Origin of the sequence: Castellaniella ginsengisoli (assembly GCF_040955415.1) — a bacterium.
GTDB lineage: Bacteria > Pseudomonadota > Gammaproteobacteria > Burkholderiales > Burkholderiaceae_B > Castellaniella > Castellaniella ginsengisoli.
Genome location: NZ_CP158257.1, coordinates 359,639 through 386,554, shown reverse-complemented (window position 1 = coordinate 386,554; position 26,916 = coordinate 359,639). Strand labels below are relative to the sequence as shown.

The following is a 26,916-nucleotide window of genomic DNA, read 5'->3' as shown; positions in this document are numbered from 1 at the left end:
CCCGCCGCGCGCCTTGCGGGCGCGGCGGGCGCCCGAGGCCGGGGCGCGCCCCGTGCCTCGAACCTAAACAAATAACAAAAAGTCATATTAATCAGGTTCTATATTACATATAATGGCTCTTCCTATAGGGCCTTATCCATGAACCTGCAGCAATTCCGATTTGTCCGCGAAACGATCCGGCGCAACTTCAATCTGACCGAAGCGGCCCGTTCGCTGTATACGTCCCAGCCGGGGGTGTCCAAGGCCATCATCGAATTCGAGGACGAACTCGGCGTGCGCATCTTCGAGCGCCACGGCAAGCGTCTCAAGGGCTTGACCAAGCCGGGCCAGGCCGTCTCGGTCGTCATCGACCGCATCATGCGCGAGGTGGACAATCTCAAGAAAGTCAGCGATGAATTCGCCCAGCGCGACGAGGGCTCCCTGATCATCGCCTGCACCCACACCCAGGCCCGCTACCTGCTGCCGCGCGTGATCCCGGCGTTTCGCGCGCGCTTTCCCAAGGTCCACGTGTCGCTGGCCGAGGGCAATCCGGAACATCTGGCCAAGCTGGTCCTGCACGAGCAGGCGGATCTGGCCATCGCCACCGAGACCCTGGCCCAGACGCCGGGCCTGGTGGCCCTGCCGGTCTATTCCTGGGAGCACACGCTGGTGGTGCCCCCCGATCATCCGCTGACGGGCCTGACCTCCAGCGCCGCGCGCAATCTGTCGCTGGATCATCTGGCCCAGTATCCCATCGTGACCTATGACCGGGCGTTCTCGGGGCGGCGCGCCATCGACGCCGCCTTCGAGCAGGCCGGGATCGAGCCCGACATCGTGCTGGAAGCCATCGATGCCGATGTGATCAAGACCTATGCCGACATCGGCCTGGGCATCGGCATCATCGCGGGCGTGGCGTTCGATCCGCGCCGGGACAAGGGATTGGTCGGTTTGCCCGCCGGCCACCTGTTCGGTCAGCACACGACCAGCGTGGCGATCAAGCGCGGCGTATTCCTGCGCGATTTCGTCTACGTGCTGATGGAAATGCTGGCGCCGTCGCTGTCGCGCGACGTCGTGGCCGAGGCCATCGCCCAGCCGGCGCCTCCGGCTTCTTCCGGCCCCGTCGCCGAGGTGCGGGCCGTCGCTTGAGGGCCGCCTAGACGCCCAGGTAGGCGCGTTTCAGTTCCGGGTCCGCGATCAGGTCGCGGGCCGGTCCCTCGCGCACGATGCGGCCGGTTTCCAGCACATAGGCCCGATCGGCCGCCGCCAGCGCCAGATGGATGTCCTGCTCGACCAGCAGGATGGTGACGCCCTGGTCGCGGATGGCCGTCAGGGTTTCCATCAGTTGGTCCACGATGATCGGGGCCAGCCCCAGGCTCATTTCATCGACCAGCAGCAGGCGCGGGCGGGCCATCAAGGCGCGCGCCATGGCGCACATCTGCTGTTCGCCGCCCGACATGCTGCCGGCCAGTTGGCGCCGCCGCTCGGCCAGGCGGGGAAAAAGGCCGTAGACCCTGTCCAGATCGGCCCGTACGCCGGCCTGGTCGTCGCGCCGGTACGCGCCCATCAGCAGATTGTCCCGGACCGACATGCGGGGAAAGAGCTGACGGCCCTCCGGCACCTGCACGATGCCTTGGCGGAAGATCGCATCGGGCGTCAGACCGCCGATGGCGCGGCCTTCCCATTCGAGGGTTCCCGATCCGATCGGCAGAAGACCCGAGAGCGTGCGCAGCAGCGTGGTCTTGCCCGCGCCGTTGCTGCCCACCAGCGCCAGGAATTCGGCCTGCCGCACGTCCAGGGAGATCGAGTGCAGCACCTGGACCAGGCCGTAGCCGGCCGACAGGCTGCGGACCCTCAGCAGCGGTTCCTGCGGGGATGGCGTGGCATTCATGAGCGTTTCTTCCCGAGGTAGGCCTCGACGACGCGGCTGTCGGTGAGCACGCTGTCGGGGGCGCCGTCGGCGATCTTCTCGCCGTGGTGCAGCACCATGATGCGATCCGAGAGGGTGCGGATCGCCTTGATGACGTGTTCGATGACGATGATGCTGATGCCGGTGTCGCGCACTTTGCGGATGATTTCGATGACCTCTTCGATCTCCACCAGGTTCAGGCCGGCCATGACCTCGTCGCACAGCAGCACGCGCGGCTGCATGGCCAGGGCCTTGGCGAGTTCGAGGCGCTTGCGGTCGGGGCCGCCCAGGTCCTCGGCGCGTTGGCCTGCGTATTTGCCCAGCCCGACGAAGTCCAGGCACTCGCGGGCGCTTTCGCGCGCCAGGGCCAGCCTGGACTGCCCCTGGCCGCGGCCGAACAGGGCGCCGACCGCCACGTTGTCCAGCACGGACAGGCCCGGGAAGGGTTGCATGATCTGGAAGGTGCGCCCGATGCCCAGGCGCGCCCGGCGGAAGGCGGCCAGGCGGTCGATGCGCCGGCCGTCGAACCAGACTTCGCCCTCGGAGGGATCCAGGGTGCCGCTGAGCAGGCTGATCAGGGTGGTCTTGCCTGCGCCGTTGGGGCCGATAAAGCCCAGAATCTCGCCGGGCGCCAGCGCGAAGCTGACATCGTGCACGGCCACCAGTCCGGCGAAGCGGCGCGTCAGGCCGCGGGCCTCGAGAAGGGGTTTCATAGCCGGTGCATCCTGATGTTTTCGATGAAGTAGCGCCAGCCCGTGCGGCGGTAGCGCCGCGCCACGTCGGCCAGGCCGCGCGGCATCAGCACCACGGCGATCACGATGACGGCGCCGAAGAACAGGCCGGCGATGCTGGTGACTTCGCTGGAGAGGACTTCGGAGATGGCCGAGAGAATCAACGAGCCGACGATGGGGCCGAGGATCGTGCCCGGGCCGCCGAAGACCGCCATGATGATCATCTTCACGTTCAAGGTGATGTCGAAGGCGCTTGCCGGGTCGAGGAAGGTGATCCAGTAGGCATGGATGCCGCCGGCCAGGGCGCTGAACACGCCCGCCAGGGCGAAGGCGAGGACCTTGTAGCGCGTCGTGTCCACGCCCATCACGACGGCGCCTTCCTCGTTCTCGCGGATCGCGATCAGGCCGAAGCCGAAACGGCTGCGGGTCAGCCACCAGACCGTCAGGGTCGCCGCCAGCAGCAGGCCCAGGGACAGTTCGTAGAACAGCGGGTCGTTGTTCAGCGGCGGCAGCACCAGGCCGATGTTCTGCCCGGCCAGTTGCACATTGGAGACGATGGCCGCCATGACCTGCGCCAGGGCCAGGGTGGCGATGGCGAAGTAATGGCCCTTCAGGCGCAGCACGGGGACGCCCAGGCAGATCGCGAAGACGACGGCCAGGATGACGCCGAAGACCAGGCCGGCGGAGAAGGGCAGTTGCCATTGCACCATGGCGATGGCAACGCCATAGGCGCCCAGGCCGTAGAACGCGGAATTGCCGAAGGACGGGTAGCCGGCATAGCCGCCGATGATGTTCCATCCCTGGGCCAGCACGGCCAGGAGCAGCGTGCTGATGCCGAATTGGATGAACGTGTCCGAGCCATACAGCGGCAGCAGCGCGAGCGCCGCCAGCACGGCCAGGCCCAGCGGGATGCGAAGGGCTTTCATGCGGTTCTCCCGAGCAGGCCGCTGGGGCGCACGATGAGCACCAGCACCAGGACGCCGAAGCTGGCCACGTCGGTGAAGGTCGGTCCGGCATACAGGGCGGCCAGGGCTTCGATCAGGCCCAGGACCAGGCCGCCGGCGATAACGCCCAGGGGCGTGTCCAGGCCGCCGATGATGGCGATGGCGAAGGATTTGGCTGTAAGCGTGGCGCCGATGTAGGGGTTGATCTGCGACACGGTGCCGTACAGGCCGCCGGCGGCGCCGGCCAGGGCCAGGCCCAGGCCGAAGGTGACGGCGTACAGGTGGCGCGGCTCGACGCCGTGCAGGCGCGCCGCCGGCAGGTTCTGCGCGGTTGCGCGGATCGCCCGCCCCAGCCGCGTGTGCAGCAGGAAACGCCACATGGCCAGCGTCAGCACGATGGCCAGGGCGCAGGCCGCCAGGCGGACCACCGGGATGGTCAGGCCCAGGACATCGATGTTCTGTCCCGAATAGGAAGGGTTGATGGTGCGGAAGTCGGCCGAGAACACCAGTTGCGCCAGATAGGTCAGGACGACTTCCAGGCCGAAGGTGATCAGCAGCGTGTTGAACATGGGCGCCCGGGCGACCAGGTTCAGGATGCCGCGCTGGACGGCGTAGCCCAGGCCGAACATCAGGATCGCCGTGACCGGCAGGCCGAGAAAGGGATCCAGGCCCAGCCAGGCGAAGCTGTACCAGGAAATGTAGGCGCCCAGCATGATGAAGGCGCCGTGCGCCAGGTTGACGATGTTGAGCACGCCCCAGACCAGGGCCAGGCCGAGCGCCATGATGGCGTACAGCCCGCCCTGCAGGATGCCGTTGGCGAGGACTTGCAGCAGAAGATCCAAAGCGGGCTCCCCTGAATCGTGGAAGAAGGGTCAGCGCTGGGACCAGTCGGGCATCGGGTATTTCGCGTCGCGCAGGAATGTGCGGCCGTCGAACACGGCCACCGGTTTGCCGCCCTGCACCTGGATCACCGTCTGGTCGAGATCGATCTGGCCGTTGCCGGCGAAGGCGATGTGCCCGTAGAGGCTCTGGAAGTCGCTGGCGGCGAGGGCGTCGCGCACCGCCTTGGGATCGAGCGTGCCGGCCTTCTCGATGGCCTTCACGATGGCTTCGACATCGGCCGCGCCCGAGGCGGCGTGGTAGTCCGGCTCATAGCGGTACCGGGCGCCCCAGGCCTTGGCGAACTGGGCCGCATCGCCGAACCAGTCGTCCTTCAGGTCCTCGCTGGGCAGCCACGCGGTCATGCCGAAGGCATATTCGGCGTCCGCGCCCAGGGCCTTGCGGAAGTCTTCGCTGGGCACGCCCACGGTGAAGGAGTAGAGCTTGGGCGAGACGTCCAGACTTTTGGCCTGGCGCAGGAAGTTCAGGATCTCGGTCTCGTGCCCCGCCACCAGCACGGCGTCGACCTGCTTGGCCTTGATCTGCGACAGCAGGGTGTTGAAGTCGCTGGCATTGCTGCTGTAGCGCTCGTCGAGGGCGATCTTCAAGCCGGCCTGCTCCAGCAGGGGGCGGGTGCCCTTGGCCACGGAGACGTCGAACGCGTCGTCCGCGTAGAGCAGGGCGACCTGGGCGGGCATCGGCTTGAGTTGCTTGAGCATGGCGATGGTGCTGCCGAAGTAATTGCTGGCGGGCGCCAGGGTGCCGAAGACGTACTTGAAGCCGCGCGAGAAAATCTGGTCCGAGGCGCCGCCGCCTTGCACCATCGGGATCCGGTATTTTTCCGAGACGGCGGAATCGGCCAGGGCGAAGTTGCTGGCGAAGGGGCCGAGCAGGAAGTCCACCTTGTCCTTGGAAACCAGTTGCGTGTACTGGCGCACGCTGAGGTTGACGTCGGATTGGTTGTCGTAGATTTTCAGGGCCAGCGTGTATTGCTTGCCGCCGACCTTGATGCCGCCTTTGCGGTTGATCTGATCGACCGCCAGTTCATAGGCATCCTTGTAGTAGCGCCCCGTGTTGGCCACGGGACCGGTCAGTTGGACTGAAGCGCCCAGGACGATTTCGTTGCCGGCCGCCTGGCTGGTGGATGCGCCCAGGCTCAGGGCCAGGGCCAGGGCTGCGCAGGGCAGGCCGTCGCGCCATAGTGTGTGCATGATGTGTCTCCGGTTGGAAGATGGCTTGCCGGAAAGTGTGCGCCGCAAGGGGTAACAATTTTCTGAACGCACCTTGACGGCAAGCTGAATCGCTGCGGAGCGGATGCGCGCGCTCAGGGTAAATCCTGAGGCGTCGGAGAAATTTGTTACATCCAATCTAATTGCGTTTGTTAATGGGAATGATTATCATTAACTATCAAAACCATGATGACGAGCCGGTCATGCCGCACCGGCCATCCCAGGAGAACTCCCATGGCGCAATCCCAAGTCAGTGCTTTGATCGTCGGCGCGGATCGGTTGGGCAATATCCCCGACCTGCTGCGTGATCACAATATCGCCATCCGTCACCACATCAGCGGCCGCGACCCGGCCCATCAGAAGAAAGCGCCTTCCCTGCCCTCGGGCACGGATCTGGTCATCCTGCTGACGGATTTCCTGGGGCATAACGTGATGAAGACGTTCCGCCTGGCGGCGCAACGCGCCGGCGTGCGCGTGCTGGTGTGCCGCCGGTCGGTGTGCAGCATGCAGCAGGCGCTGGATCAGTGCGGGTACTGTAAAGCGTGCCCGTTGCGCGAAGACGATGCGGCGCGGTCGGCCACGCGCGCGCCGTCGTACAAGAGGCGCGGCGCGCAGGGGGGGCTGGCGCTGCAGGGCTGATGCGGGAAAGAGGCGGTCAGCGCCGGGCGGTTTCGGGCGGAACCTGGAGACGGCGCGCGCCGTTGTAGCGCTTGCGCCAGTAGGCGACGTCCATGCTTTCGACGCGGATGGAGGCGCCGGTGCGCGGCGCATGCAGGAACTTGTGATCGCCGAGGTAGATGCCGACGTGCGAGAACCGGTGGCCCAGGGTGTTGAAGAACACCAGGTCGCCGCGCCGCAGTTCATCGCGGTTCACGGAAATGCCTTGCCGGGCCTGTTCGCGCGCCTGGCGGGGCAGCTTGAGGCCCAGGGATTTTTCGGCCGCGTAGGCGACCAGGCCGCTGCAGTCGAAGCCTTCGCCCGGTGAGTCGCCCCCGTAGCGGTACTTGACCCCCAGGAATTTCATGGCGGTGGACACCATGCTCTTGGGCGCCGGGCTGGCGCCGAAGGTTTCGGAGTCGGCGTAATCGATGGCCAGGCTGCGTTTGTTGTCCAGCCAGGCGCCCAGGGGGTCGGATTGGGTGCTGAGCAGGTAGCTGTTGCGCAGCAGGTGATTGGAGGAGAGGTCGGCGTCGGCCGTCTTGCGCGGCTGGTTGGCGCAACCCGCAAGGATCGCGAGGCTCATGCACAGCAGCAGCTTCAGGGATCGGCCAGCCAACGGGCGGGACGGGTGCGGCTGATCTGGCGGTCGATGGGGCGGTGGCATGGGCGGATGGCTGGCGGATGTCGTCGCCCGCAGCCGTCTTGCGTGGCCGCGGGCGGTCGAAAGACCGCGACGCGGGTCGCTGACTGGCCGGATGCCGGACGCCGGGTTGATCTGGTAGGTTGCCCGCCCTGCGGACAACTGGCAAAGTGTAGTGGATCAGGCCGGCGGCGTAAAGCGCCGGCGTCAGTCTGGTGTCAGGATGACATTGTAAGTTCGGAGCCTGGGTGTAGCATGTCACCCATTCATTTCCTATAGAAACACCCGCAGCCCATACGGGCCGCAGGGTGGCACCGGAGACGATCCATGCAGAAAGTCCGCGAGTTCCATCGCCAGTCGATCCAGAACCGGGAGGCCTTCTGGGCGCACGAGGCCCAGCGCATCCACTGGGAAACCCCCTTCACCCAGGTCCTGGATTATTCACGCCCGCCGTTCGCGCGCTGGTTCGTCGGCGGGCGCACCAACCTGTGCTACAACGCCGTGGATCGCTGGCTCGACACCCAGGGAGACCAGCCCGCCTTGATCTGGGTTTCCACGGAGGTCGACCAGGAAATCGTCTATACCCGCGCGGATCTTGCGCGCGAGGTCAATGCCGCCGCGGCCACGCTGCGGGAACTCGGGGTCGTCCAGGGCGATCGCGTGCTGATCTATCTGCCCATGATCCCCCAGGCGGCTTTCTTCATGCTGGCCTGTGCCCGGCTCGGGGCCATCCACTCGGTCGTCTTCGGCGGCTTTGCCGCGCACAACCTGGCCCAGCGCATCGACGACGCCAGGCCGCGCGTGATCGTGTCCACCGATGCCGGTTCGCGCGGCGGGCGGCCCATTGCCTACAAGCCGCTGCTCGACCAGGCGATCGCCCAGTCGTCCCACGCCCCCGAGCGCGTCGTGCTGGTGAACCGGGGCCTGGCGCCCATGGAACTGACCGCAGGCCGGGATCTGGAATACGCATCGCTGCGGGCGCGCCACCTGGATGCCCAGGTGCCGGTCGTCTGGCTCGAATCCAACGAGCCCAGCTATATCCTCTATACGTCGGGCACCACCGGGAATCCCAAAGGCGTCCAGCGCGACGTCGGCGGCTATGCGGTGGCGCTGTGCGCATCCATGGAATACATCTACGGCGGCAAGCCGGGCGACGTCTATTTTTCCAGCAGCGACGTGGGCTGGGTGGTGGGCCATTCATACGTGGTCTACGGGCCGCTGCTCAATGGCCAGGCCACCGTCATGTACGAGGGCACGCCGGTGCGCCCGGATGCCGCCATTCTCTGGCGCATCGTCGAGGATCATCGCGTCAATGCGCTGTTTTCCGCGCCGACGGCGATCCGCGTCCTGAAAAAGCATGATCCTGCGCTGCTCAGCCGCCACGATCTGTCCAGCCTCGACCGCATCTACCTGGCGGGCGAGCCGCTCGACGAACTGACGGGCCAATGGCTGTCCGAGGCGCTGGGAAAACCGGTGATCGACAATTACTGGCAGACCGAGACCGGCTGGCCGATCCTGTCCGCCCAGCCCGGCGTCGAGGAAGTCCCGACCCGTTTCGGCAGCCCGTCCTTCCCGGTCTACGGCTACGATGCGCGGGTGATCGACGAGGCCACGGGCCAGGACTGCGGCCCGGGCCAGAAAGGTGTGGTGGCGGTCGAGCCGCCGCTGCCGCCCGGGGCGATGAGCACGATCTGGGGAGACGACGAGCGTTTCGTGCGCACGTACTTCCAGTCCTTTCCCGGCCGTCTCTGCTATTCCACCTCGGACTGGGGCCTGGTGGACAAAGACGGCTATTGGTACATCCTGGGCCGTACGGACGACGTCATCAACGTCGCCGGGCATCGTCTGGGCACGCGCGAGATCGAAGAATCCGTCAATACGCACCCGGCCGTGGCGGAATCGGCCGTGGTGGGGGTGGCGGATCAGCTCAAGGGCCAGGAGGCCATGGCTTTCGCCGTCCTGCGCAATCCGGCGGCCCTGGACGAGACCGGCGCCCGCGACCGGCTCGAAGCCGAGATCAAGCGCGTCATCGAGCAGCGCAATGGCGCCGTTGCCCGCCCGGCGCGCATCCTGTTCGTCAATAGCCTGCCCAAGACGCGTTCGGGCAAGGTCCTGCGCCGGGCCATCGTGGCCTTGTGCGAAGGACGCGATCCGGGCGACCTGACGACGATCGAGGATCCGGGCGCGCTCGACCAGATCCGCGCCGCACTGTGAGCGATTCCCGGGATATTTCCGAACCGGCGGCCGGGCCTCGGCCGGCGCCTTCGGGCGGGCCCGGGGACGCCGGGTGCGCCGCCTCGCCGCTGAGGCCGGGGGTGGGGCGGCGAGAGGTCTGGTCCTGGGCGATGTACGACTTTGCCAATTCCGGCTACACCACGGTCGTGCTGACCACGGTGTTCAACGCCTATTTCGTCGGCGTGGTGGCCGCTGGCAAAAGCTGGGGCACCCTGGCGCTGACGGCGGCGCTGTCTTCATCTTATCTGGTGGTGATGCTGTGGATGCCGGGCCTGGGTGCGCGGGCGGATGCCCGCGCCGGCCACCGCCGGCTGCTGTTTCTCAGCACCGCCGGATGCGTGCTGGCCACGGCCGCGCTCGCCAGCGTGGGGCCGGGCGACATCGTCCGGGGCCTGCTGTGGCTGGCGCTGTCCAATGTCTGCTATTGCATCGGAGAGTCGGCGGTCGCTTCGTTTCTGCCGGGGCTGGCGCGGCCCGAGTCCATGGGGCGGGTGTCCGGCTGGGGCTGGAGCTTCGGCTATTTCGGCGGCATGCTGGCCCTGGGCCTGGCGCTGTGGGTGGCGGCCACGGCCGAGTCCGGCGGGCTGGCCGCCCAGGATTACGTGCCCTGGATCATGGGGGTGACGGCCGCCTTGTTCGCCGTATCGGCGTTGCCGGCCTTCTTGTGGCTGCGCGAGCCCGTGGCGGGCGCCGGCCGGGAGCCGGTCGCGATGCTGGCCCAATTGCGGGCGGCGTGGCGCGAGACCCGCCGTGATTTCCCTGATTTCCGGCGCCTGCTGATGTGCATCGCCTGCTATCAGGCGGGGATCGCAGTGGTGATCACGCTGTCGGCCGTCTATGCCACCGAAGTCATGGGTTTCGGCATGCAGCAGACCATGCTGCTGGTGTTCCTGGTGAACATCGGCGCGGCGGTCGGGGCCTTCAGCTTCGGCTACCTGCAGGATCGCATCGGCCACCGCAAGGCGCTGGCCCTGACCCTGCTGGGCTGGATCGCCATGGTGCTGCTGGCGGTCTCGGCCCATTCGCTGGCGGTGTTCTGGTCGGCCGCCGCCCTGGCGGGCCTGTGCATGGGCACCAGCCAGAGCGCGGGGCGGGCCATGGTCGGGGTGCTGGCGCCGGCCGGCCGGCCGGCCGAATTCTTTGCCCTCTGGACGTTCGCCGTGCAACTGGCGGCCGTCGTCGGGCCGTTGTCCTACGGGGTGCTGGTCTGGGTCACGGAGGGCAATCACCGCGCCGCCCTGCTGGCGACCGGCCTGTTCTTCCTGGCCGGCCTGGCGCTGTTGAGGCGGCTGGATTTCGAACGCGGCCTTCGCGCCCGGGATGCGGGCGCGGCGCCCGCGCCGCTGCGGGGCCGGGCATCCGGCGCCTGAGCCGGGAGCGGGTTGCATTTGTCAGTATCGAGTAAGCATCGTGCGGTACGGTTGCAACATTCAAACATAAAGTGAATGCATCACTAAACACAGGAGCGAGCCATGACCACGGAGATTGAATCCATATTGGTGGAAAACCGGGTGTTTCCGCCCCCTGAAGACCTCGTCAAGCAGGCCAACGTGTCGGGCATGGAGGGCTATCAGGCCCTTTGCGACGAAGCCAGGCGCGACCCCGACGCCTTCTGGGCCCGTCTGGCGAACGAGAACCTGGTCTGGACCAAGCCCTTCACCCAGGTGCTGGACGAGTCCAGCAAACCGTTCTACAAGTTCTATCCCGATGGCCAGATGAACGTCTCGGCCAACTGCCTGGACAAGCATCTGGGCACCCCCACCGAAAACCGCACCGCCCTCATCTTCGAGGCCGACGACGGCCAGGTGACCAAAGTCACCTATAAAGAACTCCTCGCCCGCGTGTCGCAGTTCGCCAATGCCCTCAAGGCGCAGGGCTTCAAGACCGGCGAGCGCGCCGTCATCTACCTGCCCATGTCCATCGAGGCGGTGGTGGCCATGCAGGCCTGCGCCCGCCTGGGCATCATCCATTCCGTGGTGTTTGGCGGCTTCTCGGCCAAGAGCATCCATGAGCGCACCGTCGACGTGGGCGCCACGCTGATCATCACGGCCGACGCGCAGATCCGCGGCGGCAAGACCATCGCCCTCAAGAGCGCCGTGGACGAGGCGCTGGCCATGGGCGGCTGCGATGCGGTGCGCAAGGTCATTACCTACAAGCGCGCCGGCTCCGACGTCCAGTGGGATGCCAAGCGCGACCTGTGGTGGCACGACGTGATCCAGGGCCAGTCGACCGACTGCCCGCCGGTCGCCGTCGACGCCGATCATCCGCTGTTCATCCTGTACACGTCCGGGTCCACCGGCAAGCCCAAGGGCGTGCAGCACTCCAGCGCCGGTTTCCTGCTGTGGTCGCTGATGACCATGAAGTGGACTTTCGACGCCAAGCCGACTGACGTGTTCTGGTGCACGGCCGACGTGGGCTGGGTGACGGGCCACTCCTATGTCACCTACGGCCCGCTGGCCGCCGGCGTGACCCAGATCGTCTTCGAGGGTGTGCCCACCTATCCGGATGCCGGCCGCTTCTGGAAGATGATCCAGGAACACAAGGTCACGATCTTCTATACCGCGCCGACGGCCATCCGTTCGCTGACCAAGGCCTCCGAGGCCGATGCCAAGGTCCACCCGAAGTCCTTCGATCTCAGTTCGCTGCGCATCATCGGCTCGGTGGGCGAGCCGATCAATCCCGAAGCCTGGGTCTGGTACTACAACAATGTCGGCAATCAGCGCTGCCCGGTGATCGATACCTGGTGGCAGACGGAAACCGGCGCCCACATGATCACCCCGCTGCCGGGCGTGACTCCGTTGAAGCCCGGCTCCTGCACGCTGCCGCTGCCGGGCATCGACGCCGCCATCGTCGACGAGACCGGCGAAGAGGTCGAGCGCGGCAAGGGCGGTTTCCTGGTGATCCGCCGTCCGTGGCCTTCCATGATCCGCACGATCTGGGGCGACCCCGAACGCTTCAAGAAGACCTACTTCCCGGAAGAACTCAAGGGCTACTACCTGGCGGGCGATGGTGCGCAGCGCGACAAGGACGGCTATTTCTGGATCATGGGCCGCATCGACGACGTGCTGAACGTGTCGGGCCACCGCCTGGGCACGATGGAAGTCGAGTCGGCCCTGGTGGCGCACGACATGGTCGCCGAGGCCGCCGTGGTCGGCCGTCCGGACGACACCACCGGCGAAGCCGTGGTGGCTTTCGTGGTGCTCAACGGCCCGTTGCCGCAGGGCGATGATGCCGCAGCGGTGGCCAAGCAGTTGCGCGACTGGGTTGCCAAGGAAATCGGCCCCATCGCCAAGCCGCGCGAGATCCGCTTCGGCGAGAACCTGCCCAAGACGCGTTCGGGCAAGATCATGCGCCGCCTGTTGCGCGTGGTCGCCAAGGGCGAGCCGATCACCCAGGACGTGTCCACGCTCGAAAATCCCGGCATCCTGGATCAGTTGTCCCAGGTGCGGTAGCCGTGTCGCCCGCTGCGCCGCGCGTGCGCGGCCGCCTGCGCCGCAACGGGCGGTCCGGGCGGGGCTCAGTGCGCCAGCCCCGGCAACAGCGCCTTGAGGCCCGCGAACGTCATTTCCACGGCGATGGCCGCCAGGATCATGCCCATGATGCGGGCCATGATGACGCGCATCTTGGTCGAGAGCAGCTTGCCGATGGACGCGGCGAAGTACAGCACGACGAAGAGCGCCGCCAGGACCGCCAGCAGCACCAGGCCGAAGCCGAGGTACTGCCTGGACTGGTGGGCCTGGGCCCCGTAGATGATCAGCGTGGCGATGGTGCCGGGGCCGACGATCATGGGGAATGTCAGGGGGTAGAAGGCGGGGTTGTCCTCGACGTCCGCGCGGGCGGCCGGGCCTCCGGCGTTCTTTTCCTGGGTGGCGCGTTCGTGCGACGTGATCGGCTGGCCGTTGAGCATGCTCAGCGCGATACCGCTGAGCACGAGGCCGCCGGCGACGCGGAAGGAATCCAGGCTGACGCCGAAGAAGCGGATGATGTGGCTGCCGGCCAGCGAGATGACGACGCACATCGCAAAGGTATAGATCAGGATCGCTGCCGCCTGGCTGCGTTGCTCGGCCACGGTCTTGTTGGCCGTGACCGCCAGGAACAGCGGCAGGGTGATGAACGGGTTCATGATGGCGAACAGGGCGCCCAGGAACTTGGTGGCGAAGGCGATATCCATCGGCGATGGGCTCCCGCCCGGCAGATCTGCGTGATTGAATGGAACCGGGCGCCGCATGGACGCCCGGCGCGCATTTTACATGCCGTTGTAGACCGGCCCCTCGCCGCCCTGGGGCGTGACCCAGACGATATTCTGCGTGGGGTCCTTGATGTCGCACGTCTTGCAGTGCACGCAATTCTGGGCGTTGATCTGCAGCTTGTCCTCGCCCGTTTCGGTCTTGACGAACTCATAGACCCCGGCCGGGCAGAAGCGCGCTTCGGGACCGCCGAACTTCGCCAGATTGACGGCGACCGGAACGGTGTCGTCCTTCAGCGTCAGGTGGACGGGTTCGTTCTCGTCGTGGTTGGTGTTGGAGATGAACACCGAGCTGAGGCGGTCGAAGGTCAATTTGCCGTCGGGCTTCGGGTAGTCGATGCGCGCGCACTCGGCGGCCGGCTGCAGACAGGCGTGATCGGGTTTGGTGCGGTGGATGGTCCAGGGCATCTTGCCTTTGAACAGCCACTGCTCGATGCCGGTCATCAGCGTGCCGATGGTGCGGCCCTTCTTGAACCACTGCTTGAAGTTGCGCGATTTGTTCAGTTCGGCGTGCAGCCAGGAGCGCTCGAAGGCGGCCGGGTAGGCGGTGAGCTCGTCGTGGCTGCGGCCGGCGGCCAGCGCGTCGAAGGCGGCCTCGGCGGCCAGAGCGCCGGATTTGATCGCCGAATGGCTGCCTTTGATGCGGGAAGCGTTCAGCATGCCGGCCTCGCAGCCCACCAGCACCCCGCCGGGGAAACAGAGCTTGGGCATTGACAGCAGCCCGCCCGCAGTCAGCGAACGCGCGCCGTAGGCGATGCGCTTGCCTCCCTCGAAGGTGGTGCGGATCGCCGGATGGGTCTTGTAGCGCTGGAATTCCTCGAAGGGCGAAAGCCAGGGGTTGGCGTAGTCCAGGCCCACGACCAGGCCCACGGCCACCAGGTTGTCGTTCAGGTGATACAGGAAAGAGCCGCCGTAGGTGTCCGAATCCAGCGGCCAGCCGGCCGTGTGCATGACCATGCCGGGACGGGCCTGTGCGGGATCGACTTCCCAGAGTTCCTTGATGCCGATGGCGTAGCTTTGCGGATCCCGGCCGGCGTCCAGGCGGTATTTTTCGAGCAGTTGGCGGCCCAGGTGCCCGCGCGAGCCTTCGGCGAAGATCGTGTAGCGCGCCAGCAGCTCCATGCCGGGCTGGTAGGCGTCGGTGTGGCTGCCGTCGCGCGCCACGCCCATGTCGCCGGTCAGCACGCCGCGCACGGCGCCGGATTCGGTGTAGAGGACTTGCGCGGCGGCGAAGCCGGGGAATACGTCCACGCCCAGCGCCTCGGCCTGCTCGCCCAGCCAGCGGGTGACGTAGCCCAGGCGCACGATGTAGTTGCCGTGGTTCTTGAAACAGTCGGGCAGCAGCCAGGCCGGGGTGGCGCGCGCGCCCGACTCGGTCAGGAAGAGGAAGCGGTCGTCGGTGACGGCCACATCCAGCGGGGCGCCGCGCTCTTTCCAGTCGGGGATCAGCTCGCTCAGGGCCTGGGGATCCATCACGGCGCCCGACAGGATGTGAGCGCCGATCTCGGCGGCTTTTTCCAGTACGCAGACGCTGACTTCCTGGCCGCGCTCGGCGGCCAGTTGCTTGAGGCGGATGGCCGCTGAAAGCCCGGCCGGCCCGCCGCCTACGACGACGACGTCGTACTCCATCGATTCACGTTCGGTCATGGATGCGATTCCCATTGCTTGATGAGCGTTGGGCGGGGCCGGACCCCGCCGTGTTGCGGGCCATTGTATTGCAGATCGCTATACTGCACCTGTGCCGCCGGCCTCTCCGGCCGGCCATGAGGAGACTGCCTGTGTCGTCGGAACCCCTTGATATTCAAACACCTTCCGGAACGTTTGAAACCCTGGTCGATGTCCGCTGGGGCGATATGGACGCCCTGCGCCACGTCAACAACGTCGCCTACTTCCGCTACTTTGAAGAAGCCCGCGTACGTTTGTTTGCCGCGATGGGCCTGGACGGCGCGGGCGGACGCTATGGCGTGCTGGCCCACGCCTCCTGTGATTTTCTCATTCCGCTGATGTATCCTGCCCGTGTCGTCGTCGGCATGAAGCGCGTGCGCACCGGCCGGACCAGCCTGGAGCTGGACTGCTGGATCGCGGATGCCGGCGATGCCCGCACGCTGCATGCGCGCGGCCGCAACGTGCTGGTGTGCGCCGATGGCGGCACCGGCCGGCCCGTGCCCTGGACCGACGCCGACCGGCGGGCGATGGATCGCTGCTTCGCCGCCTGACGCGCCTCCGATTTCTGTTCATCTACAAAGGAACCGTCGTATGGATAAAGTCTATGAAAGTGCCGAGGCCGCTTTGCGCGGCGTCGTGGCCGACCAGCAGATGATCGCCGTCGGCGGCTTCGGGCTGTGCGGCATCCCCGAAGCCCTGATCGCGGCCCTGCGGGATTCGGGCGTGCGCAACCTCACCTGCATCAGCAACAACGCGGGGGTTGATGGATTCGGCCTGGGGCAGTTGCTGTCCACGCGCCAGATCACCAAGATGATTGCGTCCTACGTGGGCGAAAACAAGGAATTCGAACGCCAGTACCTGGCGGGCGAGCTGGAGCTGGAATTCACGCCCCAGGGGACGCTGGCCGAGAAGCTGCGCGCGGGCGGCGCCGGCATCCCGGCGTTCTTCACCGCCACCGGCGTGGGCACCGTGGTGGCCGAAGGCAAGGAAGCCCGCGAGATCGACGGCCGCACCTACATCCTGGAACGCGCCCTGGTGCCCGACGTTTCCCTGGTCAAGGCCTGGAAGGCGGATCGCAGCGGCAATCTGCTGTTTCGCCGCACGGCGCGCAATTTCAATCCCAACGTCGCCATGGCGGGCCGCGTCACCATCGTCGAGGTCGAGGAAATCGTGCCGACCGGCACCTTCGATCCGGACGAGGTCCATCTGCCGGGCATCTACGTGCACCGCATCGTCCTGAACGCGCATCCCGAAAAGCGCATCGAACAACGCACCGTCCGTCAATAAGGAGGCAGAACATGGCTTGGGATCGCGAACAAATGGCGGCACGCGCCGCGCAGGAATTGCAAGACGGGTTTTACGTCAATCTGGGCATCGGCCTGCCGACCAAGGTCGCCAACTACGTGCCCGAGGGCATGGAGGTCTGGCTGCAATCGGAAAACGGCCTGCTGGGCATCGGCCCCTTCCCCACGGACGACGAGGTCGATGCCGACCTGATCAACGCCGGCAAGCAGACCGTGACGACGCTGCCGGGCTCCTCGATCTTCGCTTCGGCGGACTCGTTTGCCATGATCCGGGGCGGCAAGATCAATCTGGCCATCCTGGGGGCCATGCAGGTGTCCGAAAACGGCGACCTGGCCAACTGGATGATTCCCGGCAAGATGATCAAGGGGATGGGCGGCGCCATGGATCTGGTGGCCGGCGTGCGCAAGGTCGTGGTGCTGATGGAGCACGTCGCGCGCGCCAAGGACGGCACCGAATCCCTGAAGCTGCTGCCCGAGTGCACGCTGCCGCTGACCGGGGTCGGCGTGGTGGACCTCATCATCACCGACCTGGGGGTGATGGAAGTCACCGGCGATGGCTTGCGCCTGACCGAACTCGCCCCGGGCGTGACGGTGGAAGAAATCCGCGCCAAGACGTCCGCCAAGCTGGACGTGTCCGCCGTCGCCTGAAGGAAATCGCCGTGACTCTGCAGCATCCCCCGGCGACGCCCGCCGAACGCGTCGCCGCCCTGCGCGGGCAACTGGCGCAAGCGGGCCTGGGCGCCTGCCTCGTACCGACCGCCGATCCGCATCTGTCGGAATACCTGCCCGAGCACTGGGCTGCGCGCGCCTGGCTATCGGGCTTCGACGGGTCGGCGGGCAGCCTGCTGGTCACGGCGGATTTCGCCGGCCTGTGGACCGACAGCCGCTACTGGGTCCAGGCCGAAACCCAGTTGCAGGGCTCGGGCATTGTGCTGATGCGCGCCGGCGCGCCGGACGTGCCGGATCCCCTGGACTGGGCGCTGGCGCATCTGGCGCGCGGCGACCGGGTGGCGGTCGATGGCCGGGTGATGGACCTGGCTTCGGAACGGCGCTGGCGGGCCGGGCTTGAGGCAGAGGGCATGGCGCTGGAATTGGGGCGGGATCCGGTCGGCGCCGTCTGGGCCGGCCGGCCGGCCCTGCCCGCCGCGCCGGTCTTCGAGCACATGCCGCCGCATGCCTGCCGCACGCGGGCCGGCAACCTGGAGGCCGTGCGCGCCGCCATGCGCGGCCACGGCGCCGCCTGGCATCTGCTGTCCTCGCTGGATGACATCGCCTGGCTGCTCAATCTGCGCGGCGCCGATGTGGATTACAACCCGGTCTTCCTGGCGCATGCGCTGCTGGATGAAAAGCAGGTACGTCTCTACGTGGCGGCCGGCAAGGTCGATGCCGCGTTGGCCGCCCGGCTGGCGGCCGATGGGGTGGTGCTGTGCGACTACGATGCGCTGGCCGCCGATCTGGCCGGTCTGCCGGCGGGCGCCGGGCTGCTGGTGGATCCGGCGCGGGTCACGGCGGGCACGCTGTCGCATGCGCCCGGGGTGCGCCGCATCGAGGCCATCAATCCGTCCCAACTGCTGAAAGCCGTCAAGACCCAGGCCGAAGCCGACCAGATCCGTCAGGCCATGGCGCAGGACGGCGCCGCCTTGTGCGAATTCTTCGCCTGGTTCGAAGCCGCCCTGGCGTCGGGCCGGCGCCTGACAGAGATCGACGTCGATACGCATCTGTCGGCGGCGCGCGCCCGTCGGCCGGGTTTCGTCAGTCTCAGTTTCGCCACCATCGCCGGCTTCAATGCCAACGGCGCCATGCCGCACTACCGCGCCACGGAAGCATCCCATGCGGTCATCCAGGGCGATGGCCTGCTGTTGATCGATTCCGGCGGGCAATACCTGGGCGGCACCACCGACATCACCCGGGTCGTTCCCGTCGGCTCGCCCTCGGCCGAGCAGCGCGCCGACTACACCACCGTGCTGCAGGCCCATATCGCCCTGGCGCGGGCCCGTTTCCCGGAAGACACGCCTTCCTCGGTGCTGGATACGCTGGCGCGCATGCCGCTGTGGCGCCGGGGGCTGGATTACGGCCACGGCACCGGTCACGGCGTCGGCTATTTCCTGAACGTCCACGAAGGCCCGCAGTCGATCTCGGTGCGCGGCCATGCGCGGGCCCATCAGGGCATGAAAGCCGGCATGCTGACTTCCAACGAGCCCGGCCTGTACCGCGACGGCCAGTGGGGCATCCGCATCGAGAACCTGGTGCTGGCCGTGCCGGCCGGGCAGACCGGTTTCGGCTCGTTCCTGGCATTCGAGACCGTGACGCTGTGCCCGATCGATACGCGGTGCGTCGTGCGCGAGCAGCTCTCAGCCGACGAAACCGCCTGGCTGGATGCCTATCATGCCCGCGTGCGCGAACGCTTGCTGCCCCTGGTGGACGGTGCGGCGCGGGACTGGCTGCTGGCGCGCACCGAGCCGTTGTAAGGCCTGGGCGCGCTCAGGCGCCGGCCGCCGCAGCCTTGCGAAAGAACGCCCAGAGCGCCGGATTGGCCGAATACGCCACATTGAAACGGAACCAGCCCTCGTCGCGCTGATCCGGGTAGAAATAGGCGCCCGGCGCCAGCCAGATGCCGGCCTGCAGCGCCCGGGCCGCGAGGCCGACGGCACCCTGCGGGCCCGCGGGCGTCTGGCGGGGCCTTGCCCACAGGAACAGGCCCGCGCCCGGTTCGACGGCAATCTCGAAATCCGTTTCGCGCATCATCTGGCAGACCTGGTCGTGAGCCTGGCCCAGGCGCTCCCGCACGCTGCGCAGGTAGGCGCCCTGCCGGCCATCGCGCAGCACCCGGTAGGCTGCGCGCTCCATGATTTCCGCTGAAGTCAGGCCGAGCGACATTTTGGTCTGGGCGCACCGCTGCAGCAGGCCCGCATCGCAGAGCAGATAGCCGACCCGCAGGGACGGCATCACGCTCTTGGCAAAGCCCGAGATGTAGACGACGCGCCGCGTGCTGGCGAGCGCGGTCAGCAACGGCGCGGGCTCTTGCAGCAGCTCGCGCGATACGTCATCTTCCACCACCAGCAGATCGTGGCGCTCCGCCAGTTGCAGCAGCCGGAAAGCGCCCGCCATCGTCAAGCTCGCCCCCGTCGGGTTGTGCAGCGCCGAGGATACGAAGACGGCGCGCAGAGGGTGGGCGCGCGCCAGGGCCTCCAGGACATTCTCGTCCAGTCCTTCCGGGGTGCGGGGCACCCCGTGCGCGACGATCCCGTTCAAGGCGAGAAGGCGCAACAGATTGGCGTAGCAGGGCGTTTCGACGGCCACATGGTCGCCAGTCCGCAGCGCGGTCCGGATCACGATGTCCAGCGCCTGCGTCGCGCCGTGGGTGAGCAGGATCTGCCCGGCGGCCGATTCCAGGCCGTAGCCGCCCAGGTGATCGGCGATGTGTTCGCGCAAGGGCTGGTAGCCCAGCGGGTGGCCGTACGAGGCCATCTGGCCCACGGGCACCCGCGCCAGTTGGCGCAGGGCGTGCTGCAGGCCGGCCTCGTTGTGCCAGTCGGGGGGCAGCCATCCGCACCCCGCCTTGATCGAGACAGAATGATCCGCGAAGACGTCCGACAGCAGCCAGGCGGGCCCGACCTGCGGCATCTGCCAGGCGGGGGCGGAAGGGCGGGCGGCTTCGCGGCGGGCGACGCGGTAATCGATGCCGGGGCGGGCCTGGAGCCGTCCGCAGGCGACGAGGCGGTTGTAGGCGGCCATGACCGTAAAGGTGGACAGGCGGTGATCGTGCGCGAATTGCCGGATCGACGGCAGCGCCATGCCGGGGCGCAGGATCCGGTCCTGGATGGCCTGCTCGATCGCGTCGGCGGCCTGGTCGACCAGGGTCCGCCCGTCGGGCGCCTGGCGCTGTGGCGTGAACAGAATCATGGCCGGGGTCGGAAACGGAGAATTCGCATGAAAAGGCCGCCAGGCCGGCACGGTGGGTGGAATGCTTCGCTCGGCCAATACGGTTTGTCGAATACGGCCAATACAGTAAGGACTCCATCCTAGCACCGTGTATGTTCTTTGCGCCACTGCCGATCCAGAATGAATCCGACGCCTTCCGATTGTCCGTTCTTGAGAGGTCGCATCATGAGTCCCGCTTCTTCGGTTGCACCGGATCTGTCCCATTTGTGGATGCCGTTCACGGCGAACCGGCAGTTCAAGGCGCATCCGCGCCTGCTGGCTTCGGCCAAAGGCATGTACTACACCGATACCGATGGCCGGCGGATTCTGGACGGCACGGCGGGCCTGTGGTGCGTCAACGCGGGCCACGGGCGGGAATCCATCGTCGCGGCCCTGCATCGCCAGGCCGAAACCCTGGATTACGCGTCCAGCTTCAACATCGGCCACGAAGATTCTTTCCGCGCGGCCACGGAAATCGCGGCCCTGATGCCCGAGGGGCTGGACCGCATCTTTCTGACCAATTCGGGGTCGGAATCGGTCGATACGGCCCTGAAGATGGCGCTGGCCTATCACCGCGCCCGGGGCGAGGGCCAGCGCACACGCCTGATCGGGCGCGAGCGCGGCTACCACGGCGTGGGCTTCGGCGGCATTTCGGTGGGCGGCATCTCGCCCAACCGCAAAGCATTCTCGGGCGTGCTGCTGCCAGGGGTGGATCACCTGCCGCATACCCACGATCTGGCGCACAACGCCTTTTCGCGGGGCCAGCCGGCCTGGGGCGGGGAGCACTTCGCCGACGCCCTGGAAAGCATCATCGCCCTGCACGACGCCTCCACCATCGCAGCGGTCATCGTCGAACCCCTGGCCGGCTCCACCGGGGTGCTGCTGCCGCCCAAGGGGTATCTGGAACGGCTGCGGGCCATCACTGAAAAGCACGGCATCCTGCTGATCTTCGACGAGGTCATCACCGGCTTCGGGCGCCTGGGCGCGGCCACCGCCAGCGAGTGCTTCGGCGTCACGCCGGATCTGATCACCTTTGCCAAGGGGGTCTGCAACGCGGCGGTGCCCGCGGGCGGCGTGGCCGTGCGCCGGGGGATCTACGATGCGGTGGTGGATGCCGCCGAAGGCGGCATCGAGTTCTTCCATGGCTATACTTTTTCGGCCCATCCCATGGCGACCGCCGCCATTCTCTCCACGCTGGAGCTCTACCGCGACGAGGGCTTGTTCGAACGTGCCCGCAGCCTGTCCGGCGCTTTCGGTGACGCCGCGCACGCACTCAAGGGCGCGCCGCACGTGATCGACATCCGCACCCTGGGCCTGGTCGCCGGGATCGAACTGGAGCCGCGTCCGGGCCGGCCCGGCGCGCGCGCCGCCGAGGTCTTCAACCGCTGTTTCGATCAGGGGGTGCTGGTGCGGTATACGGGCGACACCATCGCGCTGTCGCCGCCGCTCATCATCGAAGAAGCGCAGATCGCGCAGTTGTTCGAGACGATCTCGGCGGTTCTGCGCACCGTGGATTGATGCGGGATCCGGAGCCTACGCCAGCCAGCGCTTGAACCAGGCGATGCTGCGGCTCCAGGCCAGTTCGGCGGCCGCCTGGTCGTAGCGCGGGGTGGAGTCATTGTGGAATCCGTGGTTCACGTCCGGGTAGAGGTGGGCCTCGTAGACCTTGCCGCCGGCTTTCAGCGCCGCCTCGTAGGCCGGCCAGCCGGCATTGACCCTCGCATCCAGCCCCGCGTAGTGCAGCAGCAGCGGCGCCTGGATGCGGGGCACATCTTCGGGGCGCGGCTGCATGCCGTAAAACGGCACGGCCGCCGCCAGTTCGGGGTAGGCGACGGCCGCCGCGTTGGCCACGCCGCCGCCGTAGCAAAATCCGATGATGCCGACCTTGCGTGTCGATCCGGCCACGGTCGGCAGGAATTCGATGGCGGTGAAGAAGTCGTTCATCAGCTTGACCGGGTCGATCTGCCGCTGCAGTTCGCGGCCCTGGTCGTCGTTGCCTGGGTAGCCGCCCTTGGCGCTCAGGCCGTCAGGCGCCAGCGCCATGAAGCCCGCCTTCGCCAGGCGCCGCGCGACGTCTTCGATGTAGGGGTTGAGACCGCGGTTCTCGTGGACGACCACGACGCCCGGAACGTCGCCGGCCGCCTGGGCGGGCCGCACGAGGTAGGCGCGCACGGTGCCGTTGCCCTTGGGCGACGGGTAGGTGATGTACTCGGCGTGGATGTCCGGGTCGGTGAAGGGCACCTGCACGGCCAGCGCGTAATCGGGCGATAACGCGGCCAGGAGGGCGGCGGCGCTCAGGCCGCCGGCGGCGAACCGGGATGCGCGGCCGAGGAATTCGCGCCGGTCGATCAGGCCGTGCGCGTAGAAGTCGTAGAGTTCCAGCAGTTCCGGCGCAAAATCCTGGGCGGTCAACCTGGGCATGGCGTTCTCCCCGGGCGTTCGTGGATGACGACAGGAACTATGGTAGGCGAGACCGGGGCTGCGGTAAAGCACGCATGCGCGGCGCAAAACCGCCTGCCGGGCGGCGGCCCGAGCGGCTATAATTCCCATTTCCCGCTGCGCCCGTCCACACCGGGCTCCTATCCGACATGACCAAATACGTATTCGTCACGGGGGGCGTTGTCTCCTCCCTGGGCAAAGGCATTGCCGCGGCCTCTCTGGCCGCGATCCTCGAATCCCGCGGGCTGCGGGTCACGATGCTGAAGCTGGATCCCTACATCAACGTGGATCCGGGCACCATGAGCCCCTTTCAGCACGGCGAGGTCTTCGTCACCGAGGACGGCGCGGAAACCGACCTGGACCTGGGCCACTACGAGCGCTTCGTGTCCGCCCGGATGCACAAGGTCAACAACTTCACCACCGGCCAGATCTATGAGTCGGTCCTGCGCAAAGAGCGCCGGGGCGACTACCTGGGCAAGACCGTGCAGGTCATCCCCCACATCACCAATGAGATCCAGGATTTCATCGCCCGGGGCGCCAAGGCGGCCTTCGATGGCCAGGCCGACGTGGCCATCGTGGAAATCGGCGGCACGGTGGGCGATATCGAGTCGCTGCCTTTCCTGGAGGCCGCGCGCCAGATGAGCCTGCGCCTGGGCCGCAACCAGTGCGCCTTCGTGCACCTGACGCTGGTGCCCTACATTGCGTCGGCCGGCGAGCTCAAGACCAAGCCGACCCAGCACTCGGTACAGAAGCTGCGGGAAATCGGCATCTACCCGAACGCGCTGCTGTGCCGCGCCGACCGCCCCGTGCCCGACGACGAGCGCGCCAAGATTTCCTTGTTCTCCAACGTGCCCCTGGATGCCGTGATCTCGGTCTGGGATGCCGATTCGATCTACAAGATTCCCGCCATGCTGCACAAGCAGGGGCTGGACAGCCTGGTCTGCGACGCGCTGGCCCTCACCCCGCCGCCGGCCGACCTGACGGTCTGGGACCGCCTGGTGCACGATCTGGAAAACCCCCGCGAATCGGTCACCATCGGCATGGTGGGCAAGTACGTCGACCTGACCGAGTCCTACAAATCCCTGTCCGAGGCGCTGGTGCACGCGGGCATCCATACGCATTCCCGCGTTCACATCGAGTATCTGGATTCCGAAGAAATCGAGAGCCAGGGCACGGCCTGCCTGGCCGGGCTGGACGCCATCCTGGTGCCGGGCGGTTTCGGCAAGCGTGGCACCGAAGGCAAGATCAAGGCGATCCGCTACGCCCGCGAGCACGGCATCCCCTACCTGGGCATCTGCCTGGGCATGCAACTGGCCGTCGTGGAATTCGCCCGCAGCGTCGCGGGCCTGGGCGGGGCCAACAGCACCGAATTCGATCCCTCGGCGGCCCACCCGGTGGTGGCGCTGATCACCGAATGGCAGGATCGCGAAGGCAAGGTCGAGAAGCGCGACGCCGGATCCGATCTGGGCGGCACGATGCGCAAGGGCGCCCAGCGCTGCCCCGTCAAGCCGGACACCCGCGCCTACGAAATCTACGGGCCCGAGGTCAACGAGCGCCATCGCCACCGCTACGAGGTCAACAACGTCTACGTGCACCGCCTGGAAGAGGCCGGCATGGTGATCAGCGCTCGAACGCCCACGGAAAACCTGCCGGAAATCATGGAAATCCCCTCGCATCCGTGGTTCATGGGCGTGCAGTTCCATCCGGAATTCACCTCCACGCCGCGCGACGGTCATCCGTTGTTCACCAGCTACATCCAGGCCGCGCTGGCCTACCAGCGGCGCCAGTCGGAAAAGCCCCGGGCGGCCGAAAAGGCCTGAGCCCGGCCGCCCCGTCCAAGGAGTTCCCATGCAATTGTGTCATTTCCAGGCCGGTCTCGAGCATCCCCTGTTCCTGATCGCCGGGCCCTGCGTCATCGAGTCGCGCGAACTGGCTTTCGAGACGGCCGGCGTCCTTCAGGAAATGACGCGGGCGCTCGGGATTCCCTTCATCTACAAGAGCTCCTTCGACAAGGCCAACCGCAGCTCGGGCGCCTCGTTCCGGGGGCCGGGCCTGGACGAAGGCCTGAAGATCCTGGACGATGTGCGCAGCCAACTGGGCGTGCCGGTGCTCACCGACGTGCATGAGGCCGGCCAGGCGCGCGAGGTCGCGGCGGTGGTCGATGTGCTGCAGACGCCGGCCTTCCTGTGCCGCCAGACGGATTTCATCCAGGCGTGCGCAGCCACGCTGAAGCCCGTCAACATCAAGAAAGGCCAGTTCCTGGCGCCCGAGGACATGACCCAGGTCGTGGCCAAGGCGCGCGCAGCGGCCATCGACGCCGGCGGCGACGGCGGCAACATCCTGGTCTGCGAGCGCGGCGCGTCCTTCGGCTATCACAACCTGGTGTCGGACATGCGCTCGCTGGCGATCATGCGCGGCACCGGATGCCCGGTGGTGTTCGACGCCACCCATTCGGTCCAGTTGCCGGGCGGCCAGGGCACGCATTCCGGCGGCCAGCGCGAATTCGTGCCGGTGCTGGCGCGGGCCGCGGTGGCGGCCGGCGTGTCGGGCGTGTTCATGGAAACCCATCCGGACCCCGACCAGGCGTTGTCCGACGGCCCCAACGCCGTGCCGCTGGGCCGGATGCGCACGCTGCTGGAATGCCTGGCCGCGCTCGACCGCAGCGTCAAGCAATCGGGCATGCTGCAAGACGGCGGCCTGTGAGGCCGCTGAATAGTCGTTATAAACATCGCCGCGTGCGACCGGCCGGAGTCCCGGGGTAGACTGGCTCTTCCGGCATCCCGTTAAAATGGCGGGATTTCCTCTTTTCACCCATCCCTCACAGGCAGGACTGTCAGACCATGAGTGCAATCGTAGACATCATCGGACGCGAAATCCTCGACTCGCGCGGCAACCCCACCGTGGAATGCGACGTGCTGCTCGAATCGGGCGCCATGGGGCGGGCGGCGGTGCCATCGGGCGCGTCCACCGGCTCGCGCGAAGCCATCGAACTGCGTGACGGCGACAAGACCCGCTATCTGGGCAAGGGCGTGCTGCGGGCCGTCGAACACGTCAATACCGAGATCTCCGAGGCCCTGATGGGCCTGGACGCCCAGGAACAGACCTTCATCGACCGCACCCTGATCGATCTGGACGGCACCGAGGATAAGAGCCGCCTGGGCGCCAATGCCATTCTGGCGGCCAGCATGGCGGTGGCCCGCGCGGCCGCCGACGACGCCGGCCTGTCGCTGTACCGCTATTTCGGCGGCAGCGGCCCGATGCAGATGCCGGTGCCGATGATGAACGTCATCAACGGCGGGGCGCACGCCAACAACACCCTGGACCTGCAGGAATTCATGATCCTCCCGGTGGGCGCCGCGAGCTTTCGCGAGGCGCTGCGCATGGGGGCCGAGATCTTCCACGCCCTGAAAAAAATCATCGGCGCCAGCGGCATGTCCACGGCGGTGGGCGACGAGGGCGGCTTCGCCCCCAATGTGGCCAACCACGAGGCCGCGATCGAGTTGATCCTGAAGGCCATCGGCGAGGCGGGCTACGAGGCCGGTTCCCAGGTGGTGCTGGGTCTGGATTGCGCCAGTTCCGAGTTCTACCGCGACGGCAAGTACCATCTGGCCGGCGAGGGCGGCATCGCGCTCAGTTCCCAGGATTTCGCCAACCTGCTGGCGTCCTGGTGCGACAAATACCCCATCGTCAGCATCGAAGACGGCATGGCCGAAGACGACTGGGATGGCTGGCGGCTGCTGACCGAGCAGTTGGGCCGCAAGGTGCAACTGGTGGGCGACGATCTGTTCGTCACCAATACCAGGATCCTGCAAAAAGGCATCCAGCAGGGCATCGCCAATTCGATCCTCATCAAGATCAACCAGATCGGCACCCTGACCGAAACCTTCGCCGCCATCGAGATGGCCAAGCGCGCCGGCTATACGGCGGTGATCTCGCACCGCTCCGGCGAAACCGAAGACTCCACCATCGCGGATATCGCGGTGGCGACCAACGCCATGCAGATCAAGACCGGCTCTCTGTCGCGTTCCGACCGCATGGCGAAATACAATCAGCTCTTGCGCATCGAGGAAGAGCTGGCCGAGGTCGCCGCCTATCCGGGCGTGTCGGCCTTCTATAACCTGCGCTGACGCCGCGCGCT

Annotated in this window: 23 protein-coding genes; 13 read left to right on the top strand and 10 right to left on the bottom strand. The window is 67.0% G+C overall.

Going from position 1 to position 26,916, the window contains the following annotated elements; translation table 11 throughout:
- Window positions 1–138 precede the first annotated feature (138 nt).
- Window positions 139–1,125 carry a CysB family HTH-type transcriptional regulator gene (locus ABRZ00_RS01870; RefSeq protein ID WP_343835873.1) on the top strand — a complete coding sequence of 329 codons (987 nt, stop codon included), beginning with the start codon at window positions 139–141 and terminating at the stop codon, window positions 1,123–1,125.
- Window positions 1,126–1,132: 7 nt separating this feature from the next.
- Here ABRZ00_RS01870 and ABRZ00_RS01865 read toward each other — a convergent pair whose 3' ends face one another.
- The 5 genes from ABRZ00_RS01865 to ABRZ00_RS01845 are packed head-to-tail and all read right to left on the bottom strand — an operon-like array spanning window position 1,133 to window position 5,650.
- Window positions 1,133–1,867 carry an ABC transporter ATP-binding protein gene (locus ABRZ00_RS01865; RefSeq protein WP_368644395.1) on the bottom strand — a complete coding sequence of 245 codons (735 nt, stop codon included), beginning with the start codon at window positions 1,865–1,867 and terminating at the stop codon, window positions 1,133–1,135.
- The gene (locus ABRZ00_RS01860) at window positions 1,864–2,598 is read right to left on the bottom strand and encodes an ABC transporter ATP-binding protein (RefSeq protein WP_368644394.1); all 735 of its coding nucleotides are present in this window, start codon (window positions 2,596–2,598) and stop codon (window positions 1,864–1,866) included. The genes ABRZ00_RS01865 and ABRZ00_RS01860 overlap by 4 nt, the downstream gene beginning before the upstream one ends.
- The gene (locus ABRZ00_RS01855) at window positions 2,595–3,542 is read right to left on the bottom strand and encodes a branched-chain amino acid ABC transporter permease (protein ID WP_368644393.1); all 948 of its coding nucleotides are present in this window, start codon (window positions 3,540–3,542) and stop codon (window positions 2,595–2,597) included. Before ABRZ00_RS01855 ends, ABRZ00_RS01860 begins: the two co-directional genes overlap by 4 nt.
- On the bottom strand, window positions 3,539–4,402 hold the full coding sequence (locus ABRZ00_RS01850; protein WP_368644392.1) for a branched-chain amino acid ABC transporter permease: 864 nt from the start codon (window positions 4,400–4,402) through the stop codon (window positions 3,539–3,541). Before ABRZ00_RS01850 ends, ABRZ00_RS01855 begins: the two co-directional genes overlap by 4 nt.
- 30 nt (window positions 4,403–4,432) lie before the next feature.
- Complete coding sequence (locus ABRZ00_RS01845) at window positions 4,433–5,650, bottom strand: amino acid ABC transporter substrate-binding protein (RefSeq protein ID WP_368644391.1); 1,218 nt, start codon at window positions 5,648–5,650, stop codon at window positions 4,433–4,435.
- Between the two features lie 252 nt (window positions 5,651–5,902).
- Between ABRZ00_RS01845 and ABRZ00_RS01840 the strand changes: the two genes are divergently transcribed.
- Window positions 5,903–6,307 carry a DUF2325 domain-containing protein gene (locus ABRZ00_RS01840; RefSeq protein ID WP_343835865.1) on the top strand — a complete coding sequence of 135 codons (405 nt, stop codon included), beginning with the start codon at window positions 5,903–5,905 and terminating at the stop codon, window positions 6,305–6,307.
- A 16-nt stretch (window positions 6,308–6,323) separates the two neighbouring features.
- Here the strand turns inward: ABRZ00_RS01840 and ABRZ00_RS01835 are convergent, their stop codons facing one another.
- Window positions 6,324–6,911 (bottom strand): C40 family peptidase, encoded by a 588-nt coding sequence (locus tag ABRZ00_RS01835; RefSeq protein ID WP_343835864.1) that lies wholly within the window; start codon window positions 6,909–6,911, stop codon window positions 6,324–6,326.
- A 384-nt stretch (window positions 6,912–7,295) separates the two neighbouring features.
- Here ABRZ00_RS01835 and ABRZ00_RS01830 point away from each other — a divergent pair, with 384 nt between their 5' ends.
- The 3 genes from ABRZ00_RS01830 to acs all read left to right on the top strand — a co-directional run bounded on the left by ABRZ00_RS01830 (window position 7,296) and on the right by acs (window position 12,655).
- The gene (locus tag ABRZ00_RS01830; protein WP_343835863.1) at window positions 7,296–9,182 is read left to right on the top strand and encodes a propionate--CoA ligase; all 1,887 of its coding nucleotides are present in this window, start codon (window positions 7,296–7,298) and stop codon (window positions 9,180–9,182) included.
- A complete protein-coding gene (locus tag ABRZ00_RS01825; protein WP_368644390.1) occupies window positions 9,179–10,573 on the top strand; it encodes an MFS transporter in 1,395 nt (464 codons plus the stop codon). The genes ABRZ00_RS01830 and ABRZ00_RS01825 overlap by 4 nt, the downstream gene beginning before the upstream one ends.
- Before the next feature lie 102 nt (window positions 10,574–10,675).
- Window positions 10,676–12,655 carry an acetate--CoA ligase gene (acs, locus tag ABRZ00_RS01820; protein WP_368640350.1) on the top strand — a complete coding sequence of 660 codons (1,980 nt, stop codon included), beginning with the start codon at window positions 10,676–10,678 and terminating at the stop codon, window positions 12,653–12,655.
- 65 nt (window positions 12,656–12,720) lie between these two features.
- Here acs and ABRZ00_RS01815 read toward each other — a convergent pair whose 3' ends face one another.
- Window positions 12,721–13,374: a MarC family protein gene (locus ABRZ00_RS01815; protein WP_343835859.1), complete on the bottom strand. Its 654-nt coding sequence runs from the start codon at window positions 13,372–13,374 to the stop codon at window positions 12,721–12,723.
- Window positions 13,375–13,449: 75 nt separating this feature from the next.
- Window positions 13,450–15,096, bottom strand: a complete 1,647-nt coding sequence (locus ABRZ00_RS01810; protein ID WP_368640351.1) for an electron transfer flavoprotein-ubiquinone oxidoreductase — start codon at window positions 15,094–15,096, stop codon at window positions 13,450–13,452.
- A 131-nt stretch (window positions 15,097–15,227) separates the two neighbouring features.
- On the opposite strand from ABRZ00_RS01810, the gene ABRZ00_RS01805 reads away from it, so the two are divergent.
- From ABRZ00_RS01805 to ABRZ00_RS01790, 4 genes are read left to right on the top strand one after another with little or no spacing between them, the layout of a single operon-like run.
- Window positions 15,228–15,665: an acyl-CoA thioesterase gene (locus ABRZ00_RS01805; protein ID WP_368640352.1), complete on the top strand. Its 438-nt coding sequence runs from the start codon at window positions 15,228–15,230 to the stop codon at window positions 15,663–15,665.
- A 40-nt stretch (window positions 15,666–15,705) separates the two neighbouring features.
- Window positions 15,706–16,401 carry a CoA transferase subunit A gene (locus ABRZ00_RS01800; protein WP_343835855.1) on the top strand — a complete coding sequence of 232 codons (696 nt, stop codon included), beginning with the start codon at window positions 15,706–15,708 and terminating at the stop codon, window positions 16,399–16,401.
- Window positions 16,402–16,412: 11 nt separating this feature from the next.
- Complete coding sequence (locus ABRZ00_RS01795) at window positions 16,413–17,066, top strand: CoA transferase subunit B (protein WP_343835854.1); 654 nt, start codon at window positions 16,413–16,415, stop codon at window positions 17,064–17,066.
- An 11-nt stretch (window positions 17,067–17,077) separates the two neighbouring features.
- The gene (locus ABRZ00_RS01790; RefSeq protein ID WP_368644389.1) at window positions 17,078–18,886 is read left to right on the top strand and encodes an aminopeptidase P family protein; all 1,809 of its coding nucleotides are present in this window, start codon (window positions 17,078–17,080) and stop codon (window positions 18,884–18,886) included.
- Window positions 18,887–18,899: 13 nt separating this feature from the next.
- On the opposite strand, the gene ABRZ00_RS01785 is transcribed toward ABRZ00_RS01790, so the two are convergent.
- Window positions 18,900–20,321 (bottom strand): PLP-dependent aminotransferase family protein, encoded by a 1,422-nt coding sequence (locus ABRZ00_RS01785; protein ID WP_368644388.1) that lies wholly within the window; start codon window positions 20,319–20,321, stop codon window positions 18,900–18,902.
- 249 nt (window positions 20,322–20,570) lie between these two features.
- Between ABRZ00_RS01785 and ABRZ00_RS01780 the strand changes: the two genes are divergently transcribed.
- Entirely contained in the window at window positions 20,571–21,857 is a 1,287-nt protein-coding gene (locus ABRZ00_RS01780; protein WP_368644634.1) for an aspartate aminotransferase family protein, read from the top strand.
- A gap of 15 nt (window positions 21,858–21,872) precedes the next feature.
- On the opposite strand, the gene yghX is transcribed toward ABRZ00_RS01780, so the two are convergent.
- Window positions 21,873–22,760, bottom strand: coding sequence for a YghX family hydrolase (gene yghX, locus ABRZ00_RS01775; RefSeq protein ID WP_343835850.1), 888 nt, complete (start codon window positions 22,758–22,760; stop codon window positions 21,873–21,875).
- Window positions 22,761–22,927: 167 nt separating this feature from the next.
- Between yghX and ABRZ00_RS01770 the strand changes: the two genes are divergently transcribed.
- From ABRZ00_RS01770 to eno, 3 genes are all read left to right on the top strand, one after another.
- Complete coding sequence (locus ABRZ00_RS01770) at window positions 22,928–24,598, top strand: CTP synthase (protein ID WP_343835848.1); 1,671 nt, start codon at window positions 22,928–22,930, stop codon at window positions 24,596–24,598.
- A 28-nt stretch (window positions 24,599–24,626) separates the two neighbouring features.
- Complete coding sequence (kdsA, locus tag ABRZ00_RS01765; RefSeq protein ID WP_368641353.1) at window positions 24,627–25,481, top strand: 3-deoxy-8-phosphooctulonate synthase; 855 nt, start codon at window positions 24,627–24,629, stop codon at window positions 25,479–25,481.
- 137 nt (window positions 25,482–25,618) lie between these two features.
- Window positions 25,619–26,905 carry a phosphopyruvate hydratase gene (eno, locus tag ABRZ00_RS01760; protein WP_343835846.1) on the top strand — a complete coding sequence of 429 codons (1,287 nt, stop codon included), beginning with the start codon at window positions 25,619–25,621 and terminating at the stop codon, window positions 26,903–26,905.
- The last annotated feature ends 11 nt before the right edge of the window (window positions 26,906–26,916 follow it).

Coding starts and splice junctions, on each gene's coding strand:
- ABRZ00_RS01840 (WP_343835865.1), top strand. CDS start 5,903: ATGGCGCAATCCCAAGTCAGTGCTTTGATCGTCGGCGCGGATCGGTTG.
- ABRZ00_RS01785 (WP_368644388.1), bottom strand. CDS start 20,321: ATGATTCTGTTCACGCCACAGCGCCAGGCGCCCGACGGGCGGACCCTG.
- ABRZ00_RS01835 (WP_343835864.1), bottom strand. CDS start 6,911: ATGAGCCTCGCGATCCTTGCGGGTTGCGCCAACCAGCCGCGCAAGACG.
- ABRZ00_RS01845 (WP_368644391.1), bottom strand. CDS start 5,650: ATGCACACACTATGGCGCGACGGCCTGCCCTGCGCAGCCCTGGCCCTG.
- ABRZ00_RS01860 (WP_368644394.1), bottom strand. CDS start 2,598: ATGAAACCCCTTCTCGAGGCCCGCGGCCTGACGCGCCGCTTCGCCGGA.
- ABRZ00_RS01865 (WP_368644395.1), bottom strand. CDS start 1,867: ATGAATGCCACGCCATCCCCGCAGGAACCGCTGCTGAGGGTCCGCAGC.
- ABRZ00_RS01800 (WP_343835855.1), top strand. CDS start 15,706: ATGGATAAAGTCTATGAAAGTGCCGAGGCCGCTTTGCGCGGCGTCGTG.
- yghX (WP_343835850.1), bottom strand. CDS start 22,760: ATGCCCAGGTTGACCGCCCAGGATTTTGCGCCGGAACTGCTGGAACTC.
- eno (WP_343835846.1), top strand. CDS start 25,619: ATGAGTGCAATCGTAGACATCATCGGACGCGAAATCCTCGACTCGCGC.
- ABRZ00_RS01810 (WP_368640351.1), bottom strand. CDS start 15,096: ATGACCGAACGTGAATCGATGGAGTACGACGTCGTCGTCGTAGGCGGC.
- acs (WP_368640350.1), top strand. CDS start 10,676: ATGACCACGGAGATTGAATCCATATTGGTGGAAAACCGGGTGTTTCCG.
- ABRZ00_RS01780 (WP_368644634.1), top strand. CDS start 20,571: ATGCCGTTCACGGCGAACCGGCAGTTCAAGGCGCATCCGCGCCTGCTG.
- ABRZ00_RS01795 (WP_343835854.1), top strand. CDS start 16,413: ATGGCTTGGGATCGCGAACAAATGGCGGCACGCGCCGCGCAGGAATTG.
- ABRZ00_RS01770 (WP_343835848.1), top strand. CDS start 22,928: ATGACCAAATACGTATTCGTCACGGGGGGCGTTGTCTCCTCCCTGGGC.
- ABRZ00_RS01830 (WP_343835863.1), top strand. CDS start 7,296: ATGCAGAAAGTCCGCGAGTTCCATCGCCAGTCGATCCAGAACCGGGAG.
- ABRZ00_RS01815 (WP_343835859.1), bottom strand. CDS start 13,374: ATGGATATCGCCTTCGCCACCAAGTTCCTGGGCGCCCTGTTCGCCATC.
- ABRZ00_RS01870 (WP_343835873.1), top strand. CDS start 139: ATGAACCTGCAGCAATTCCGATTTGTCCGCGAAACGATCCGGCGCAAC.
- kdsA (WP_368641353.1), top strand. CDS start 24,627: ATGCAATTGTGTCATTTCCAGGCCGGTCTCGAGCATCCCCTGTTCCTG.
- ABRZ00_RS01855 (WP_368644393.1), bottom strand. CDS start 3,542: ATGAAAGCCCTTCGCATCCCGCTGGGCCTGGCCGTGCTGGCGGCGCTC.